This is a genomic window from Lachnospira multipara LB2003 (genome assembly GCF_000702205.1).
GTDB lineage: Bacteria > Bacillota > Clostridia > Lachnospirales > Lachnospiraceae > Lachnospira > Lachnospira multipara_A.
This window is the reverse complement of sequence record NZ_KL370871.1, coordinates 322,688-340,432: the sequence shown is the minus strand read 5'-3', so window position 1 is coordinate 340,432 and position 17,745 is coordinate 322,688. Positions and strand designations below refer to the sequence as shown.

The following is a 17,745-nucleotide window of genomic DNA, read 5'->3' as shown; positions in this document are numbered from 1 at the left end:
GGATGTATTTTAGTAAGGAAGCAGACTTTGAAAAAGCCGTTATAAAAAAATTACAGGAACGAGGATGGGAAAAAGAGGTTTTAAAATATCCTTCTGAACAGGATCTAATAAAGAACTGGGCTGATATTTTATTCAATAATAATAGACAAAGAACAAGATTGAATAATTGTCCATTAACAGATTCTGAAATGCAGCAAATATTGGACCAAATTAGAGACTTAGCATCGCCACTTAAACTTAATAGTTTTATTAATGGAAAGAGTATTACTATTAAGCGAGATAATGAAGAGGATAAGTTGAATTTTGGTCACGAGGTAAGTTTGAAGATATATGATCGTCAAGAAATTGCGCTTGGTGAGAGTAGATATCAAATTGTACAACAACCTAAATTTAATACGAAATCTCCAATTCTAAATAATCGACGTGGAGATTTAATGCTTCTAATTAATGGTATGCCAGTTATTCATATTGAGTTGAAAAGAAGTGGTGTGCCAGTAAGCGAGGCATATAATCAAATTGAAAAATATTCACATGAAGGTGTTTTTAGAGGTATTTTTTCGTTAGTACAGATTTTTGTTGCAATGGAGCCGAAGGAAACAGTATATTTTGCAAATCCAGGAGAAGATGGAATTTTTAATAAGGCATTTTACTTTCATTGGGCAAATTTTGATAATGTACAAATTAATGATTGGGAAAATGTTGTAGCAGAATTGTTGAATATACCAATGGCTCACATGCTGATTGGATTTTATACGATAGCGGATACTGAGGATGGCGTATTAAAGGTTATGAGAAGCTATCAATATAATGCAGCTATTGGAATAGCAGATAGAGTTACAAAAAAGAATAAAAATTGGGATGATGGAAATCAGTTAGGCGGACATGTATGGCATACTACGGGTTCGGGAAAGACTATGACATCATTCAAGTCTGCTCAACTTATTGCTAGTTCGCATGATGCCGATAAAGTTGTTTTCCTTGTAGACAGAAAAGAATTAGGTATTCAGTCCTTAAAGGAATATAGATCGTTTGCAAATGAAAATGAATCAGTTCAGGCAACTGAGAATACAGATATTCTTGTCTCAAAATTGAAGGATGATGATGCGGACAGTACATTAATTGTTACATCTATTCAGAAGATGAGCAATATTTCTGAGGGTGTTGAAGGTTTAAAGGGCGCTGATTTAAAAAAGATTCAATCCAAAAGAATGGTTATCATTATAGATGAGTGTCATAGATCTACATTCGGAGAAATGTTAACAACTATAAAGAATACTTTCGAAAAGGCATTGATTTTTGGATTTACAGGAACTCCTATCCAGGATGTGAATATTAAAAAAGATAGTACAACAGCAACCATATTTGGAAGTGAAATACATAGATATACACTTGCAAATGGAATTGAAGACGGGAATGTACTAGGCTTTGATCCATACAAGGTGACTATTTACGACGATTATGATCTACGTCATGAAGTCGCACTGTCAAAAGCAAAGGCAAAGACTGATGCTGAAGTTATGGCTGACGATAAAAAGAAAAAAATCTTCTATAAGTATATGGATTCGTCAAAGATAAAGATGTATGGAGAAAAAGTTAATGGGAAGTGGGTCCCAGGAATAGAAGACTATATTCCGAATGAGCAGTATCAGACAGAAAAATATTGTAAAGGTGTTATTGAAGATATAAAGAAAAAATGGATTGTATATAGTAGAGGCGGCAAGTTCCACGCAATATTTGCTACTAGTAGTATTCCAGAAGCTGTGGCATATTATCGTTTAATGAAAACAGAAATGCCGGAGCTTAGAATAACAGCTTTATTTGATCCATCAATAGACAATGAGGGTGGCGGATCGCTTGAAAAGGAAGATGGAATTGTCGAAATGCTTGAAGATTATAAAAAAACATTTGGACAAGAATTTACAATTCCAACTTATGACAAATTCCGCAAGGATGTTAGCTTGAGGCTGGCACATAAAAAACCATATGATAATCTTCAGAGAGATGAGCAGATTGATATTCTTATTGTAGTTAATCAGATGCTAACAGGATTTGATTCTAAATGGGTCAACACCCTGTATTTAGATAAGGTAATGGAATATGAAAATCTTATTCAGGCATTTTCTAGAACTAATAGAATTTTTTCAATGGATGAGAAACCATTTGGCATTATTAAGTATTATCGAAGACCACATACAATGGAAAAGAATATTGAAGCTGCAGTAAAGGCATATTCTGGAGATGTTCCAATAGGCTTGTTTGTAGATAAACTACCTAACAATTTACGGAATATGAATGTACTGTATCAGGAAATAGTTAATATTTTTGATCATTCGACTTATGAGGGTAAAAAAATAAACAATTTTGAGCATCTTCCTGATGATACAGCAGCTAGGAAAAAATTTGCCAAAGCTTTTAAACAATTTACTACACATTTGGAAGCTGCATTAATACAAGGATTTGTTTGGGATGTTGATTTGTATGAAGATGAGGACCATGGGAATATTACAGTTCTTATTGATGAAATTACATATCACACATTAATTGCTAGATATAAAGAGCTTTCGACAGGAGGTGGAGGCGGAAGAGGTGGAGATGTCGCTTATGATATCGATACTCATATTACAGAATTTGATACGACGAAAATTGATGCAGATTATATGAATTCAAAATTCGTATTGTTTTTAAAGTTGTTACAAGAGGGGTACGATCAGGAAAAAGTAGATGAAGCTCTAAAAGAGCTACATAGATCATATTCAATGTTAACAGCTGAAGAACAAAGATATGCAGATATTTTTGTTCATGATGTTAGAAAGGGCGATATTAAAATTGATCCCAATAAATCATTTAGAGACTATATTTCTGACATGATGAAATCTGCAGAAGATATTAGAATAAATCTTGTTGTAAAGAGGCTGGGATGTGTAAAAAATCTTCTGAGAGATTTGCTTGAAAAGAAAGTAACTAAAGAATCGATAGAGGAACATGGAACTTTCTCAGAACTTAAAGAATCGGTAGATAGAAAGAAAGCTGCTAAATTTTTTGAAGAGAAAGAGAAAGATGAATATCAGCCAGAACGCTTAACAATGTTGGTAGATCGATACCTTAGAGAGTTTATTCTATCTGGTGGTATAGATCCTTATCCTGAAGAAAATGATTCTATTGAGGTAGTTAAGAATAGGGTTTTAGTTACCGAGGGTGGAAATGCGGTAGTAGAAACTGATACAGAAACGAAAGAGATTGGAGTGGAACTTACAGCAGAGATGCTTGAGGGAAAAACAATCTCAACTACAGTTAATACTACAACTATGAATGAATGGTATTCAGAGAGTACGGCAGTTGCTTGCGTAATGGAAAGCGGTTGCTTTGCCTACATTGATGAAAAGCTATGCATCAACGATCCCAAATATGTTCAGCGTGATGATAATGGACGTATGAACTTTACTAAGTATGCTCTTGATAATGAAGAAGAATGTTTTTTACAGTTTATTAAAGACGAAAATGGAAAATTACATTATGTAAGGCTCCCTAAAAGCTTAGCAAGTAAAACATTCAGGTATTCTGATGAAATTACAGAAGATATGGCGAAAGAAATTGGTCTTGTTAGCGAAATATCAACAGAAATGTTAAATGAAATCGCAGGATGTGAGTTCGGTGATGCGTTGACCAAGTTGATGAGCAAAAATATTTGTGGATTTAGTGCTGGATTACTTAAATCTACAACAGGAATTGATAATCGTACATATAGTAATATGAAGAAAGGGCAAAACCTTACGAAGTTAAATGTAATATCAACATGTTTGGGAATTCATCTTCCTTGTCCGGTAAGTAGTAAAATGCTTGAGTTGGCTGAGCTATCTCTAAATACCTCCCTTCCAGGGCAAAAAGGAGCAGATAATCGTAATTATTCACTTATTCTAAATGTATATTGGGCAACAGATTATGATGATATATATGATGCATTAGAAATTCAGGGTTATGAATACCTGATACATCAACCACCTAAAGCTAATATTTAGGCTTGAAATAGACCGGTTTTGAAACTGGTCTATTTTTTTTTATATTTTTTTGTTGAACAAACTTCAATGATATTTAGAGCGAAATCTATATTTTTCCAAGGAGAACATTGCTGGTGATTGAAGAATAGGCATTATTTGCGTTGAAGAATGTTCAACGGGCATTATTTAGGGCTTTGATATGATACGAGCATAACAAAGAGATAACTTATCGTCAGAACCTTAAATGATGTATTATATTGACATACAAACATGCGTTCGATATAATAATTTTATCGCTACATTAGGTATAGTCACGGTAAAGTGAGAGGAAAATTGATTGAATTCCAACGGTCAGTTTGACAATCCCTTTTAACTGGCCTCTATGATTAGGAGGCGAAAATGAATGCAAGAAATGCATGTGGCTTGTCCGTGTTGTAAAAATAAAAGGTTGTTTGATGCAAACCCGAATGCAGTTGAGGGCATAATTAAAATTAAATGTCCAATATGTAAAGCAGTGGTTGCAGTCAGCTTCCATCAGAAAAAAGTTCGTACTGAGCGAATCGGAGCATAGGAAACTATAGCTACCAAGGCCTGACGAAGTATAGAGGTAAAACTCTATTCTTTGTCGGGTCTTTTTTGTTTAAAAAAATATCGAACCCTGAAGTTAGCGCTATAAGGGGTGAGGACATATTGAATGATTTAACATTATGAAATTGTAAATCATTTGATATAGCCTTGCTTTCTTATGCCTAATTTTAGGAAGCAATGGCTGAAGGCTAAAGCTTTGTTCTTGCCCCTTTCTACTGACTCAGGTGGAAAGGGGCATTTTTATGTTCGCAAATCATTGGAGCAGATCTCCTCCCTAACACGTTTTTACCAGCAAGAACAACTAGTAAACGTGCGGAGGAGAAATATGAAAACAGAATTGAAAATTTTCTCCGCGAATTTCTGCAGATTCATCTGGACCATTGTCCACATGAATTTTGAAAGCAAAAACAAGGAGGAAATTTAAGATGATTAAAAGCTTTTATTACAACCCAGTAGAGGAGTGCAAGGCAGACTACCTCACAAGAATGGCAAAGGTGATTGATTCAATCCGTAATGGAGTTGAGGCACCCGAAATTGGAGTTAGCCTTAGAGAAATCTTATCAGAAGAAGAGAAGAGAGAAGTAGCTGATTATGTCTTTGGTATTATGATGCCTACTATTAAAGAAGAGGGATGTTATTACATTCGCAAGAATGGCATGAAGGCAATTGCAGATGATTATCTCAATCAGCTTTATTTGGAAGTATGGAAGAACTTCCACAAATTCAACAACCCTTCTTATAAAGAGACCGAAGGCACCTGCTCATTTAGAACATTTGTAAAGATTTATACTAAGGACCCAGCAAGAACTGTTACAAACAATGAAAATGGTGTTTCTAAGAGAGCGGGATACAAAAAAAGCATCATTAAGAAGACTCAGCGTTACATCACAAATAATTATGGCATAGATGTCGATGATATTACAGCTGAGGACATCTTCGCAAACATGAAAGAAGTGTCTGCGACACAGCTTTCGGTCAATGATATTGCAAAGACAATGTCTTTAATGATGAGTAGAGCAGGAATGGAAGATATTGAGAACAACTGTGATTATGCAACAGAGATGGAAGAACTTTACATTGCTTCTCAGAAAATAACAGATATATTTCATGCTTTCGTTAATAAGCTACGTCCAATGCAGAGATTTATCTTCTGCCAGAATTTTGGATTTTGCTCAGAAAAGTATGATGACATCACATTAGCACAGTTAGCGTGTGACGCTGACTTCCTTAAGATTGTGAAGGAAGATGTCATTGGCAAGAAACATTTAGTTACTAGCGATGTTCAGATTGATGCTCCACGAAAGAATGGTTCAGTGATTCAGGGCGGTCCAATCGTATTATGCAATGTAGAACATATCGATGTGAACTTTATCACTCATCAGAGAGTTCGCTGCAGGGATTTAATTGTAGAATTTGTGAAGGAAAAGGGACTTGATGAGTATGATGTAATGTCGAGTCTTACACAGATTTTGGGTGAAACTTGGGATGAACTTTCGACACAGTATGGATTGCGTTAATGGAGGATATAGATATGGCGTATAAGAGAAAACCGGTAGAGAGTTTAGAATTTGATGTTCGAACAGGTCAAAAGAAATATGTTAGATACAACGAAGGCGCAGAACTTTACTCAATGGGGGTCCATGGTTTCATGGACCTTGCCAAAGAGGCTGGAGCGGTAAGAAAGATAAAAGGCGTGTGCCTCGTGAATCTAGAAGTATTAAATCAGTACATAGAGGATATGTATTCTTAAATAGTACTAATATGGACTAATTTGGAGCAGCTACGTTTTTGCGAGATTTACATAGTCGATTTATAATGATTATGTAAGGTAAAAGCGTAGTTGTTCCTATTTTATAAGTGAATTGGAGGTAATAAAATGGCTTATAGAATGAGGAAAGATCCGCAAGGACATACGTTAAAAAATGGTGAATGTTATAGAAAGGATGGTAGATATAGCTATTCTTGGACAAATCCAAGAGGTGAGAGAAAAACAATTTATTCAACCAATCTGCAGGCTTTACGTAAGCGTGAGAAGCAGCTTATCTATGACTTAGAAGATGGAATTGATCCTTTAGCAGCCAATGTTGTGACTGTAAATCAGCTGTGGGATAAGTATATAAAGCAGAAGTATGACCTAAAAGATACAACTAGGAATAATTACATTTACTGTTATGATCGCTGGGTTAGAAATAGTTTTGGTAAACTGAAGTTGTCGAGAGTGAAATACTCTGACGTAAAAGACTTTTACTATGATTTGATACTCAAAAAAGGACTTAAAGCGAATACAGTAGATAGTGTTCAGTGTTTGCTTCATCCTGTTTTTCAGATGGCAATTAGAGATCAGCTTATAAGAGTAAATCCAACAGAAGGTGTAATGGCTGAAATTAAGAAGAATAAATCTTGGGCTCCTAAAAAGAAGACAGCGCTAACTGTTCCACAGCAAAAAGCCTTGTTAAACTATGTGGAGGAAAGTGATACATATAGTGGATGGTATCCGGTTATTACGGTGTTGCTTGGAACAGGGATGCGTATTTCTGAATGTTTAGGACTTAGATGGGATGATTTGAATTTTGATGAAAACTACATCAGTGTGAATCATAACCTTATTTATAGACCGAATGCAGAGGGAAAAGTAGTTCATTCTATTCAGACACCTAAAACAGAGGCTGGTATAAGAACTATACCTATGTTGCCGGAAGTAAGAGAGGCATTTCTGATGGAATATGAAATACAGAAGTGCACAGGTTTTTGTCAGTCAGTTGTAGATGATTATTCTGGATTTGTGTTTTCTTCTGCAAAAGGGAATGTCTATACACCTGAATCTGTGAATAATGCAATTAAGAGAATTTGTGAAGCGTATAATAAGGAAGAAACTCAGTTGGCAAAAAAAGAAAAAAGAAGTCCTATATTACTTCCAGACTTTAGCTGCCATATATTGAGGCATACGTTTTGTACAAGACTTTGTGAGAGTGAAACAAACCTGAAAGTGATCCAGAGTATAATGGGGCATTCTGATATATCAACAACTATGAATATCTATGCTGATTGTACTGCAGAGCAGAAGCAGGAAGTGTTGAATAATCTTGAAGGAAGAGTTATAATTAAATAGATAGATATGTCTTTAATGAGAAGTTATTTGGACATATTTGAACAGCGTTAGTGCATGGGAAAAGTACAGATTGACACATATTTGACCGTAAAGTTTTTTAATAATACGGACAGATACGGATTGATTTGGAAATACCCTATATGGCAGTACGGATTGATTCGTACATTGTTTGGAACGATATGTAAGAACAAAGAATTTTGTTCCCAACACTTAAGAGCCAGAATCCAACAAAGTCTAGCTCATCTTCAGCTAATAACAATAATGGTTTCTTTACACCAAACAACCAGATTGATTTTAGCAATGTAGCTGTTGAGCCATTATTTGAAGAGGATGTTGATTTTGATACATTTAGCAAGTCAGACTTTAGAGCAGTTAAGGTTAAGGCTTGTGTTGCAGTTCCAAAGTCTAAGAAGTTATTACAGTTCACATTAGATGATGGTACAGGTACAGATAGAACAATCCTTTCAGGTATTCATGCTTACTATGAACCAGAAGAACTTGTTGGAAAGACACTTGTAGCTATTACAAATCTTCCACCAAGAAAGATGATGGGTATTGAATCATGCGGTATGTTATTATCAGCAGTTAATAACATTAAGAACTCAGAGGATGAAGAACTTCACCTTCTTATGATTGATAACCACATTCCAGCTGGTGCAAAGTTATACTAGAATAAATGAAAATATAATTTAAAAATAAATTTAAACCGACTTTTAAAGTTAGATATATAATCTAATTTTAAGAGTCGGTTTTTTAGTGTTATAATTCCTTGTGAGCATATATTGACTCGGTTAATGTTCTTTGACCGAGTTTTTAAATAAGCTATTTAAGGAGGAAAATAATGAGTTTTAAGAGTTCTAAGGTTGTTGTGGTTGGTGCAGGAAATGTAGGCGCTAATACAGCATATAGTATAATAAATCAGGGCATATGTGGAGAGGTTGTTTTAATTGATGTTAATAAGGATAAAGCTTATGCAGAAGCTCTTGATATGCAGCATGCAATGTATTTTCTTAATAGAAATATAAATATTCATGCAGGTGATTATTGTGAGTGTAAGGATGCAGATATTGTAATTATTACAGCTGCAGCACCAATGCCTAAGGATAGCAATAGTAGACTTGAGATGTTAGCTCCAAGTATGAACATTATAAAATCCATTGTAACATCTGTAATGGAGAGTGGATTTAATGGTATCTTTATTGTAGTTTCTAATCCTGTGGACATTATGACATATTATGTACAGAAATTATCAAAGCTTCCAGCTAATCATGTTATTGGCTCAGGAACAGCCCTTGATACAGCAAGAGTTTGCTGTAAATTAGCACAGACTTATGATTTAGATGCTAAAAGCGTAGAGGCCTTTGTTATTGGTGAACATGGTGATACAGAAACAATGGCATGGGAAAGTGCTACAATTGGTGGTAAGCATTTAGCTGATGTATTATCAGATAATAGTGAAAGATCTAATGATATTACTAAGGAAAAACTTCTTGACTGGTCTAAGAAAAGCGGCTGGGAAATCTTTACAAGAAAGGGAAATACTTGCTATGGTATTGCAGCATCAACTACAGCTATTGTTAAGTCAATTCTCTTTAATGAGAATAGAATCCTACCAGTATCAGTAAGATTAAATGGTGAATATGGGATAAAGGATTTATATTTTAGTGTACCAACAATACTTAATGCAGATGGTGCTAAAGAAATTGTAGAAATAAGACTTCGTGATGAAGAAGCTAAAGAATTAGCTCATTCAGCTGAGGTTATAAGAAGCTTTTACAAGGACTTAAATATTTAAAGTGTAATATACAATTAAATAGTATGATAAATTGGCCTCATCGGTATATACTGGTGAGGCTAATATTTTTTAACGCAGTGTAAAAATCAATGTTGACATGATGTCAATTAAGCGATAACATATAATTAGTTGATACAAAGTTTATAGGAGAAAATCATGGCAGTAGAACTTAAAGAAACAATAGACAAAAGACGAGAGGAAATAATGGATGCCTGTGAGAGGCTCTATGAAAGCATGGGATTCCATGCTATTACTATAAAAAATATCAGTACTGAAACCAGCTTTTCCAGACCTTCCATTTACAATTATTTCCAGACTAAAGAAGAAATCTTCTTAGGTCTTCTTACTCGCGAATATATGAAATGGAATGATGCGCTTAGGAGCGTTATTGGAAGAAAAGCTATTATGGATAAGGATGCACTAGCAAGAGCATTGGCAAAATCTATGGAAGAGAGAAAAACACTTCTTAAAGTTTCTGCCATGAATTTATATGAGATAGAAGAGAATAGCAGAGATGAACTTCTTGTAGAATATAAGAGAACTTTCAAGGAGTCTATAGAGCTTTTTGACGAATGTCTTAAAAAGCATCTTGGGGTTTCTGCAGAGAAAAGTGAACAGATAAGATATGTGTTTTTCCCTTATATGTATGGCATTTATCCTTATGCATATCCCACAGCCAAGCAGATATCAGCAATGGATGAAGTTAAGCTGTCGCATCGGGATGTAACTATTTATGAAATGACCTATCAGTTTTTAAAGCTGATTTTATGATTTTAGTAGAAAGTTTTGTAGCAAGGAAAAAAGTGGGCGATTGTGCAAAAATGAATTTTTGATTGGAGGTTATTATGAGCATTACAGTTAATTTACGTTACAAAGGAAGGGATGGTGCTGCAAAAAGGTTTGCAGAGGAAATGGTCAGTAGTGGAACAGTCGATAAGATCCGCAGTGAAGCAGGAAATCTCAAATATGAATATTTTCAGTCATTGGATGACCCTGAAACAATACTTCTGATAGATAGTTGGAAAGATCAGGAATCCATTGATGTTCACCATGCTTCACCTATGATGAAAACAATTATGGAGCTTCGAGAAAAGTATGATCTTCATATGACTGTAGAAAGATATATATCGGATGACAGTATGCCAGAAAGCGATGCAGATTTTATAAGAAAGTAAGAATTAAAGATATAAGGGTGAATTTAAGGGAATTTATAAAAAGTGCCATCAAAGGTGATATGACAGATATCTGACATAATCGCCTTGATGGCACTTTTTTATATGTTCTTTAAATAAAAAATAGCAAGTTGAGTTCTATCTCTTAGTTCTAATTTTTCCAAAATTGTTGAGAGATAGTTTCTTACAGTTCCCTCAGATAAGAAAAGTTTATTTGCAATTTCTTTATTAGAATAACCATCAGCCACTAATTGAATTACGGCAAATTCCTTATCGGTAATGCCAGCAGCGGCATAGTCAAAGTTAGCAGTTTTAGCCTCACTATTCATTAGCCTTGGTAATTTATTAATAATGGTACCGCCAAAGACAGATTGACCATTAATGGCTGCAGTAAGTGCTGTGTCTAGGGCTTTGTAGTCCTGTTTTAGAAGGTAGCCCTTTACCCCTAGCTTTAAAGCTTCGATTATATATTCGTCGTCTGAAAATGTAGTCAAGAAAAGGATAGTTGCCTCAGGGTATTTAGCTAGAATCGCCCTGGCAGCTTCTAAACCATTCATTCCCTCCATTCTAATATCCATTAGAAGTAAATCAGGCTGAAGCTTGTCATAAAGCTCAATGGCTTCTAATCCACTATGTCCTTTTCCTACAATTTTAAATTCTTCCTTGCTTGAAATTATCATTTCAAGAGACATGGTAATAAGTTCGTCATCATCAATTAGTAAAATAGATTTTTGCATTTTATCTCCTTATAGCTATCAAGCTTGATATTAGAAATTTAATCTGGCAAAGACTGTAAAACCGTCATTACAATAAAAGTATGCATCTCCATTACAAGAGTTGGCTCTTTGCTTTATATTTTCAAGTCCGATTCCTTCAAAAACTCCGGACTGAATCTTCTTCTTTATATCTGAATCAACCTTCCCATTATCAGAAATAGAAAGAGTACAAAAGCTTCTGTTTTGGTGAAGAATAATAGAAACACTATCACCATTACTGTGCTTAATAATATTAGTAACCCCTTCTTTTAAGATTCCAATGAGACTGAATTTAACTTCCTTAGGTAAATTATTTTCAAAATCTAATTCTGTAGAAACCTTGAAATTACTAAGTTCCTTGATAATGTCTTCAAAGTTTTTATTAAGATCAATAGAGTCGTCATGAAGGTCGTGAACGGAGCTTCTCATTTTCTCCATAGACTCATCTAGAGTGTTTGCTAACATTTCAAGCTGGGGTTTTATATTTTCATCAGAATTCATAGTTTTAATGGCCCCAAGAAGTAAAATGCCACGACTAAGCATGTGCCCCACATTATCATGAATTTCTCTAGCAATTCGGTTTCTTTCATTTAAAGTGGCAAGATGAATTTGCTGGTCTTGCTCTAGAACTAAATGCTTGTTTTTATTTTTTAGTAAGTTCTCGATTTCCACACTATCATCCCTAGTTTTATACAGTTGTTGTTTATAATCCTGGACTTTTTGATATAGTATTGTGGATATGTATGTAAAAACCAAAGATATTAATAGATAGGCAAAATTTAGTAGAAAGTCCTCTGGCTTATTTATAATAAGAAAAATAAGACAAACCAAAAAAGGTACAAAAAGAAGACTGTCTGCTAGTTTTCTTTTAGGAATTAAGATAGTGATTTCTAAAAATAAGAATATGCAAATAGACACTACGACGGAACTTGTCGTAATGTCCTTTGCATTTAATAATATTATCAGCGAAATTGCTGCAATTAGTCTAATAAAAACATCAGTAAGCATATTGCTCCCTCTTTTTGTTAATAATAATTCCTGCTACAAAGAATATTATTGCATAAACTAATTGAATTAGCAAACATTCAAAAAAGTGTGAACTAAGAATATTTGAAAAGTCGTGATGCTCAATATATTTGCAACAATCCACAAACCAGTAAACTGGGAGAAGCTGTGAAAATTTCACTACTGCTTCTGACATAAATTCAGAAGGAACAAACACTCCACAAAGGAAACTTAATGATAATACAATCATGTTTGAAAGCATGTTTATAAGGTTTGTATTTGAAGTGATTGAACATATAAAGTAAGCAATTCCAAGGCCTAGTAACATTAAGAAAAACTCATTTATTCCATAGAATAAAAGCATATGAAAATCTGGCTGTTTTCTTCCAAGTATAGCAGAGTAAATAAAAAAGCAAAGAGTAATTCCAAGACCTATAAGAAAAACTGCTAAAATTAACTCATTATTACGGCTAGCAAATGATTTACCACTAACGCTGATTCTATCCTTTGAGTCTTTATTTTTCAAAAATCCTAAAACAGAAGCAATGCAAACTGTAAGAATCATAAGGCAAGAATAGGCACTAAAGACAAAAGAGTAAGAAATAGAAGCATTATTAGTAACTGAATTGTAGCTGTCGTTAGAATAAATTTTAGTATCTACAATGTCTGTTTTTTCCACTTGTTCTAGGGAGATTTTGATTGCATCCTCCTCACTATAACCGCAGTCTAGATAAGTTTTTACGTCTGATAAAAATGTATTTATTTTTTCACTTATTAAATATCCACTAGCAGAATTAGCAGAAGCTAAATATTCTAGCTTATCTTGATAATCTCCTGAGATTATGGCCTCGCTAAAGTCTGTAGGAATAATAATAGCGTAGTCATATATTTCAAAACGGATATTATCATTGATTGCTTGATAGTTAATATCCTCATTATTTGAATCTAATTTTGTGATTTTTTGACTAGAATCTAAATAGTCAATCAAAGCATTGCTTAGCTGACTATTATCTAAATCAAGCACTGCAACATCTAGGCTTGTATCCTTGTAAAGGTCTGCTGTTGTGTTATATGAAACCTTAGCCCTAACAATTGCAAATATGGCAAATATTAAAAAGTATATTATTATTGTTGATAAGAAGCTTCGTAAAGATAGAAGCGTAGCCTTAAATACTGTCATAATTTCTCCTCCTTAAAATCAATACGCTAATTGCGAGGCAAAGGCCAATCATAAGGACCATTATGCATAAATCCTCATAGTAGGCACTAGTTTTACCATAGCAAGCTAATTGATATAGACTATCTGTAAATACTGTTGCAGGATTGATTTTATTTAAAAGTGGACAGAAATTCTGAATGATTTGCTGAATACCACCCATCATAAGTCCTGAAAAGAAGGAACAAGTCATGGTAAAGGCAAGAGGTACCATAGAAAGGGCTAATTGATTTTTAAAAATCGATCCAATTAAAGTTCCAACGGAGATACCAAGGGCACTAGCAAGGATAGTTATGGCAATAACCATGCAAATCGGTGCGCCCCAATGAAGGCCTAGTACATACTCTACATAACAGATAACCACTGCGTTTGATAGAGCTTGAAGGATGGTTCCTGCAAGAATACCTGCAAAAATAGCCTTTAATTTATGACCAGGTGCAATCTCAAATCTTTTGCCAGATTCAGATAAATTAGCACATAAATTGGTCATTATAGCTGTACTTATCCAAGATCCAAAAAGAGAGGACATGGCAAGTAAAGCATAGAAAAATTGCATATACTGTGAAACTCCAGTATTGAAGTCATGTTTTTTTATAAAGCTTTGATTAGATTCCATGTTAGCCATAAGTGTATTAATTTCTTCTGGTTTTTCAGATAAAATTTTTTCAAAACTTGCTTGGTAATTTTGGTAGCTCTTTACTATCTGAGAAAGGCTAGTAGAGTTAAGCCCATTCTCACTAACAATAACTTCTATAGTGTCATCATGCTGATAGTAGATTCCATCTATGTTATTTTTATTTAAAGCATCCTTGGCTTCATCTAAACTATCAAAGCTTGTGATATCAAGGATTTTATTGTGATCTTCAGTTTCTTTTGAAAGCTCGTTTATAACGGATAAAAAGTTACTATTTATACCATCACCAGCCACATAGGCGACCTCAATAGTGTCTAAACGGTTTGGGTCATCCTTAATCATATTGCCAAAACCAAGGTAGAAAGCACTTGCAAGAACTAATGGAAATAAAAAGTTCCAGCCCACAAGCCAGCGCATTCTTACTAGTTGTTTTAAGCTATAAGAAAAAAATCTAAAAAACATTAGTCACGCAACTCCTTTCCAGTAATTTCTAAGAATACATCGTTTAGAGTAGGAAGCTTAGTTGTGATATGACCAAAAGGTATATTTTTTTCAGAAAAATATTCAAGTATATGTACAAGATTATGCTCCCCACCATCTAAGCTAATAATAAGTTCTTTACCATCAAACTTAGCATCATAGACATGATTTATGGCTTTAATATCCTTGATAATATCATCATTTATAGCAGGCATGCCTATGCAAATTCTTTCGCGAATCTTTAAAGAATTCTTTAAATCAGTTGCACTACCTTCGGCTACTTTTTTACCATGATCCATAATCAAGATACGGCTACAAATTTCCTCCACCTCTTCCATATAATGAGAAGTGTAAATAATAGAAGCTCCGGCTCTATTCATTTCCTTAATGCCTTCTAGAATAGCGTTTCTACTTTGAGGATCAACGGCTACAGTAGGTTCATCAAAGATTATTAAGCTTGGTTTATGTGCAATACCACAGGCAATATTTAATCTACGTAAAAGACCACCAGATAGTTTTTTAGGCTTGTATTTTTTATAGTCGCTAAGACCTGTAAATTCTAGGGCTTCCTCTACATACTGGCGGCGCTTTTGTTTTTCTTTAATATATAGTCCGCAGAAGAAGTCTACATTTTCATAAACATTTAAAGTGTCCATAACAGCCACGTTTTGAGGAACTACGCCAATTTTTGACTTAATGTCGTAGGCCTTAGGACTCATGGCCTTATCAAAAATTATTATCTCTCCCTTATCAAAACTAAGAAGAGATAAAATGCAGTTAATAGTTGTAGTTTTACCAGAACCATTAGGACCTAAAAGTCCTAGAATTTCTCCCTGCTTTAATTCGAAAGAAAAATTATCTACAGCGATTTTTTCCTTATATCGCTTAACTAAGTTGTTAACTTTAACGATGGATTCATTCATAAATTATTCTCCTTATTAAACCCCATTTTTTGTTGAATTTATAAATCCTAAAATTATAATAAATAAAAGTCCTCTCAGATACTAGTGATTGCTGTCATTTACTGCATATGACAAATGTCACAAAGTAAATTTTAACGAAATCCAGCCCCCAATAAGGTAATAAGTACAGCTACAATAAGACTAGTTGATTGTAAGATAATTTGTTGCTAATAAATTATTTGTATTATATAATAAATTTATTAAAGATAAAATAAGAAGCCGTGATATAGAATTAAATAAAGATTAAGGAAAAACGTATTTGTTATAGCAATTGGAGGAATTGTTGTGGGGAATAGATATGATGAAGAATATGAGTTTCGATTAGCATATGATTATGAAGTTCCAAAAATCATGGAATTTATAAAGAAATACTGGGGAAATCCTAAACATATATTGGCTACTAATGAGAGTTTTTTTAGATATGAGTATTGTCCTTTTGCTAGACCAAACATATATCTTGCAATAAATAAAGCTAATGGAGAAATAGCTGCAATGCACTGCATGTATTTTTATAGTAAAGAGTATGTTAGAGGACAGACTGATATGGCAACAGGAATGTTGCTTGCAAATCCAACGGTTAGGGTTCCATTTATTGGAATTGAATTACATAAAAGAGTGTTATTGGATTTAAAACCAAGATCATATATTGCACCGGGTATTGATATGAAGACGTCAGCCCCACTAATAAAACGTTTTTTAAAGCATAAGGTTGAAAGAATGAGACATTTTTATATAGCAGGTAATGATACAGGGAAAATATCAAGAATTGTAAAAAAAGTCCATTCAAATGCCAAAAAAAATGATACACAGTTGGATTTAGTTTTATTTAATACAGCTGATGAAATGTATAAACAATTTTGTGATGAAAGATTTAAAGAGAGAAGACCATATAAGGATAGATGGTATGTTGAGAGAAGATACTTTAATCATCCAGTATATAAGTATTATATGTATGGCATAGCTGATTCTACGGTTTTTGTTTGTAAAGAGGTCAAAAGAAATAAAGCTAAGGCATTAAGAATACTAGATATTTTAGGTGATCCTTCTGCAATTAAGTATGTGGGTGATGCTTTAGAAAAATTAATAAATGACAATGAATATGAATATATAGACTTATATGAGCAAAAGATGAATGATGAGGATTTATTGGCAGCAGGCTTTGTAGAAAGGCTAGAAGATGATGTTAATATAATTCCAAATTATTTTGAACCATTTGTACAAGAAAATAAGGAAATATGGGTGAATAGAAGAGATGATGAAACATTTTGTTTTAAGGCAGATGGAGATCAAGATAGACCAAGTATTATAAATAATTAAGTATAGGAGGGATTTTATGAATTTAGAGAAGTATGACGAAATATTTATGGAGGCTTTAGAATTAACAAAGGATCAACTAGATGGGTTGGAGTATCAGGGAGTTTCTTCGTGGGATTCAGTAGGACATATGAATTTAATAGGTGAAATCGAAGATGCTTTTAATATTGAAATGGAAACAGATGATGTAATTGCTTTCTCAAGCTATGAGAAGGGCAAGGAAATCCTTAGTAAATATGGTGTAGAAATATGAAAAAAAACGAAGATGGTTTTTTATATCTTAATAAAGAAGATATATATGAGTATTTAAAAAATAGACCACCGCTTTTAATGATAAATGAAGCATATGTAAAACCTGGAGAAATTGCAACAAGTAAGCGAGTGTTAAAGGAGGATGAATGGTTTTTTAAGTGTCATTTTCCAGGGAATCCAATGATGCCAGGGGTTTTACAGCAAGAAGCTTTATTTAATACTGCTGCCCTTGCAATAAAAACAATTGATGGAAATAAGGATAAAACAACTAATATATCAGATATTTCCAAGGTAAAGTATAGAAGGCATATTTTACCCAATGAAGAGATTTATATTAAAACATGTGTAGAAAAATTTAGACGTGGATTAGGATTTATAAAGGGCGAAATATATGTAGGTACGGAATTGTGCATGGATGCGGAATTTATATTAGTTGTTCTAGATGATGTAATTAGCCTATAACAATAG

Annotated in this window: 15 protein-coding genes and 1 pseudogene; 11 read left to right on the top strand and 5 right to left on the bottom strand. The window is 33.8% G+C overall.

Annotated elements, in window-relative coordinates; genetic code table 11:
• Positions 1–2 precede the first annotated feature (2 nt).
• The 8 genes and pseudogenes from T537_RS0111035 (at position 3) to T537_RS0110995 (ending at position 10,662) form a co-directional block, all read left to right on the top strand.
• Complete coding sequence (locus tag T537_RS0111035; RefSeq protein ID WP_031557965.1) at positions 3–4,016, top strand: type I restriction endonuclease subunit R; 4,014 nt, start codon at positions 3–5, stop codon at positions 4,014–4,016.
• Positions 4,017–5,008: 992 nt separating this feature from the next.
• A complete protein-coding gene (locus T537_RS0111025) occupies positions 5,009–6,100 on the top strand; it encodes a hypothetical protein (protein ID WP_031557964.1) in 1,092 nt (363 codons plus the stop codon).
• Positions 6,101–6,114: 14 nt separating this feature from the next.
• Positions 6,115–6,333 (top strand): DUF6462 family protein, encoded by a 219-nt coding sequence (locus tag T537_RS0111020; RefSeq protein WP_031557962.1) that lies wholly within the window; start codon positions 6,115–6,117, stop codon positions 6,331–6,333.
• A 126-nt stretch (positions 6,334–6,459) separates the two neighbouring features.
• A complete protein-coding gene (locus T537_RS0111015; protein WP_031557960.1) occupies positions 6,460–7,692 on the top strand; it encodes a tyrosine-type recombinase/integrase in 1,233 nt (410 codons plus the stop codon).
• A gap of 194 nt (positions 7,693–7,886) precedes the next feature.
• Positions 7,887–8,363: pseudogene (locus T537_RS0111010) on the top strand (hypothetical protein); the annotation flags it as partial.
• A gap of 170 nt (positions 8,364–8,533) precedes the next feature.
• Positions 8,534–9,487, top strand: a complete 954-nt coding sequence (locus T537_RS0111005) for an L-lactate dehydrogenase (protein ID WP_031557957.1) — start codon at positions 8,534–8,536, stop codon at positions 9,485–9,487.
• 156 nt (positions 9,488–9,643) lie between these two features.
• Positions 9,644–10,258 carry a TetR/AcrR family transcriptional regulator gene (locus tag T537_RS0111000; RefSeq protein ID WP_031557954.1) on the top strand — a complete coding sequence of 205 codons (615 nt, stop codon included), beginning with the start codon at positions 9,644–9,646 and terminating at the stop codon, positions 10,256–10,258.
• A gap of 74 nt (positions 10,259–10,332) precedes the next feature.
• Entirely contained in the window at positions 10,333–10,662 is a 330-nt protein-coding gene (locus tag T537_RS0110995) for a putative quinol monooxygenase (protein WP_031557953.1), read from the top strand.
• A gap of 98 nt (positions 10,663–10,760) precedes the next feature.
• On the opposite strand, the gene T537_RS0110990 is transcribed toward T537_RS0110995, so the two are convergent.
• The 5 genes from T537_RS0110990 to T537_RS0110970 form a co-directional block, all read right to left on the bottom strand.
• Positions 10,761–11,396 carry a response regulator gene (locus T537_RS0110990; protein WP_031557951.1) on the bottom strand — a complete coding sequence of 212 codons (636 nt, stop codon included), beginning with the start codon at positions 11,394–11,396 and terminating at the stop codon, positions 10,761–10,763.
• A gap of 30 nt (positions 11,397–11,426) precedes the next feature.
• A complete protein-coding gene (locus T537_RS0110985) occupies positions 11,427–12,086 on the bottom strand; it encodes a sensor histidine kinase (protein ID WP_197018743.1) in 660 nt (219 codons plus the stop codon).
• Positions 12,087–12,411: 325 nt separating this feature from the next.
• Entirely contained in the window at positions 12,412–13,599 is a 1,188-nt protein-coding gene (locus T537_RS0110980; protein ID WP_027438805.1) for an ABC transporter permease, read from the bottom strand.
• Positions 13,586–14,731 (bottom strand): ABC transporter permease, encoded by a 1,146-nt coding sequence (locus T537_RS0110975; protein WP_031557946.1) that lies wholly within the window; start codon positions 14,729–14,731, stop codon positions 13,586–13,588. The genes T537_RS0110980 and T537_RS0110975 overlap by 14 nt, the downstream gene beginning before the upstream one ends.
• Positions 14,731–15,672, bottom strand: coding sequence for an ABC transporter ATP-binding protein (locus T537_RS0110970; protein WP_027438803.1), 942 nt, complete (start codon positions 15,670–15,672; stop codon positions 14,731–14,733). Before T537_RS0110970 ends, T537_RS0110975 begins: the two co-directional genes overlap by 1 nt.
• Positions 15,673–15,996: 324 nt before the next feature.
• On the opposite strand from T537_RS0110970, the gene T537_RS0110965 reads away from it, so the two are divergent.
• The 3 genes from T537_RS0110965 to T537_RS0110955 are packed head-to-tail and all read left to right on the top strand — an operon-like array spanning position 15,997 to position 17,739.
• Complete coding sequence (locus T537_RS0110965) at positions 15,997–17,028, top strand: hypothetical protein (RefSeq protein WP_081823299.1); 1,032 nt, start codon at positions 15,997–15,999, stop codon at positions 17,026–17,028.
• Positions 17,029–17,044: 16 nt separating this feature from the next.
• The gene (locus tag T537_RS0110960) at positions 17,045–17,278 is read left to right on the top strand and encodes a hypothetical protein (protein WP_031557943.1); all 234 of its coding nucleotides are present in this window, start codon (positions 17,045–17,047) and stop codon (positions 17,276–17,278) included.
• Complete coding sequence (locus T537_RS0110955) at positions 17,275–17,739, top strand: 3-hydroxyacyl-ACP dehydratase FabZ family protein (protein ID WP_031557941.1); 465 nt, start codon at positions 17,275–17,277, stop codon at positions 17,737–17,739. Before T537_RS0110960 ends, T537_RS0110955 begins: the two co-directional genes overlap by 4 nt.
• Positions 17,740–17,745: the final 6 nt, after the last annotated feature.

What these genes read in the sequence shown, in the direction of transcription:
- T537_RS0111035 (WP_031557965.1), top strand. Translation starts at nt 3, where the DNA reads ATGTATTTTAGTAAGGAAGCAGACTTTGAAAAAGCCGTTATAAAAAAA.
- T537_RS0111025 (WP_031557964.1), top strand. Translation starts at nt 5,009, where the DNA reads ATGATTAAAAGCTTTTATTACAACCCAGTAGAGGAGTGCAAGGCAGAC.
- T537_RS0111020 (WP_031557962.1), top strand. Translation starts at nt 6,115, where the DNA reads ATGGCGTATAAGAGAAAACCGGTAGAGAGTTTAGAATTTGATGTTCGA.
- T537_RS0111015 (WP_031557960.1), top strand. Translation starts at nt 6,460, where the DNA reads ATGGCTTATAGAATGAGGAAAGATCCGCAAGGACATACGTTAAAAAAT.
- T537_RS0111005 (WP_031557957.1), top strand. Translation starts at nt 8,534, where the DNA reads ATGAGTTTTAAGAGTTCTAAGGTTGTTGTGGTTGGTGCAGGAAATGTA.
- T537_RS0111000 (WP_031557954.1), top strand. Translation starts at nt 9,644, where the DNA reads ATGGCAGTAGAACTTAAAGAAACAATAGACAAAAGACGAGAGGAAATA.
- T537_RS0110995 (WP_031557953.1), top strand. Translation starts at nt 10,333, where the DNA reads ATGAGCATTACAGTTAATTTACGTTACAAAGGAAGGGATGGTGCTGCA.
- T537_RS0110990 (WP_031557951.1), bottom strand. Translation starts at nt 11,396, where the DNA reads ATGCAAAAATCTATTTTACTAATTGATGATGACGAACTTATTACCATG.
- T537_RS0110980 (WP_027438805.1), bottom strand. Translation starts at nt 13,599, where the DNA reads ATGACAGTATTTAAGGCTACGCTTCTATCTTTACGAAGCTTCTTATCA.
- T537_RS0110975 (WP_031557946.1), bottom strand. Translation starts at nt 14,731, where the DNA reads ATGTTTTTTAGATTTTTTTCTTATAGCTTAAAACAACTAGTAAGAATG.
- T537_RS0110970 (WP_027438803.1), bottom strand. Translation starts at nt 15,672, where the DNA reads ATGAATGAATCCATCGTTAAAGTTAACAACTTAGTTAAGCGATATAAG.
- T537_RS0110960 (WP_031557943.1), top strand. Translation starts at nt 17,045, where the DNA reads ATGAATTTAGAGAAGTATGACGAAATATTTATGGAGGCTTTAGAATTA.
- T537_RS0110955 (WP_031557941.1), top strand. Translation starts at nt 17,275, where the DNA reads ATGAAAAAAAACGAAGATGGTTTTTTATATCTTAATAAAGAAGATATA.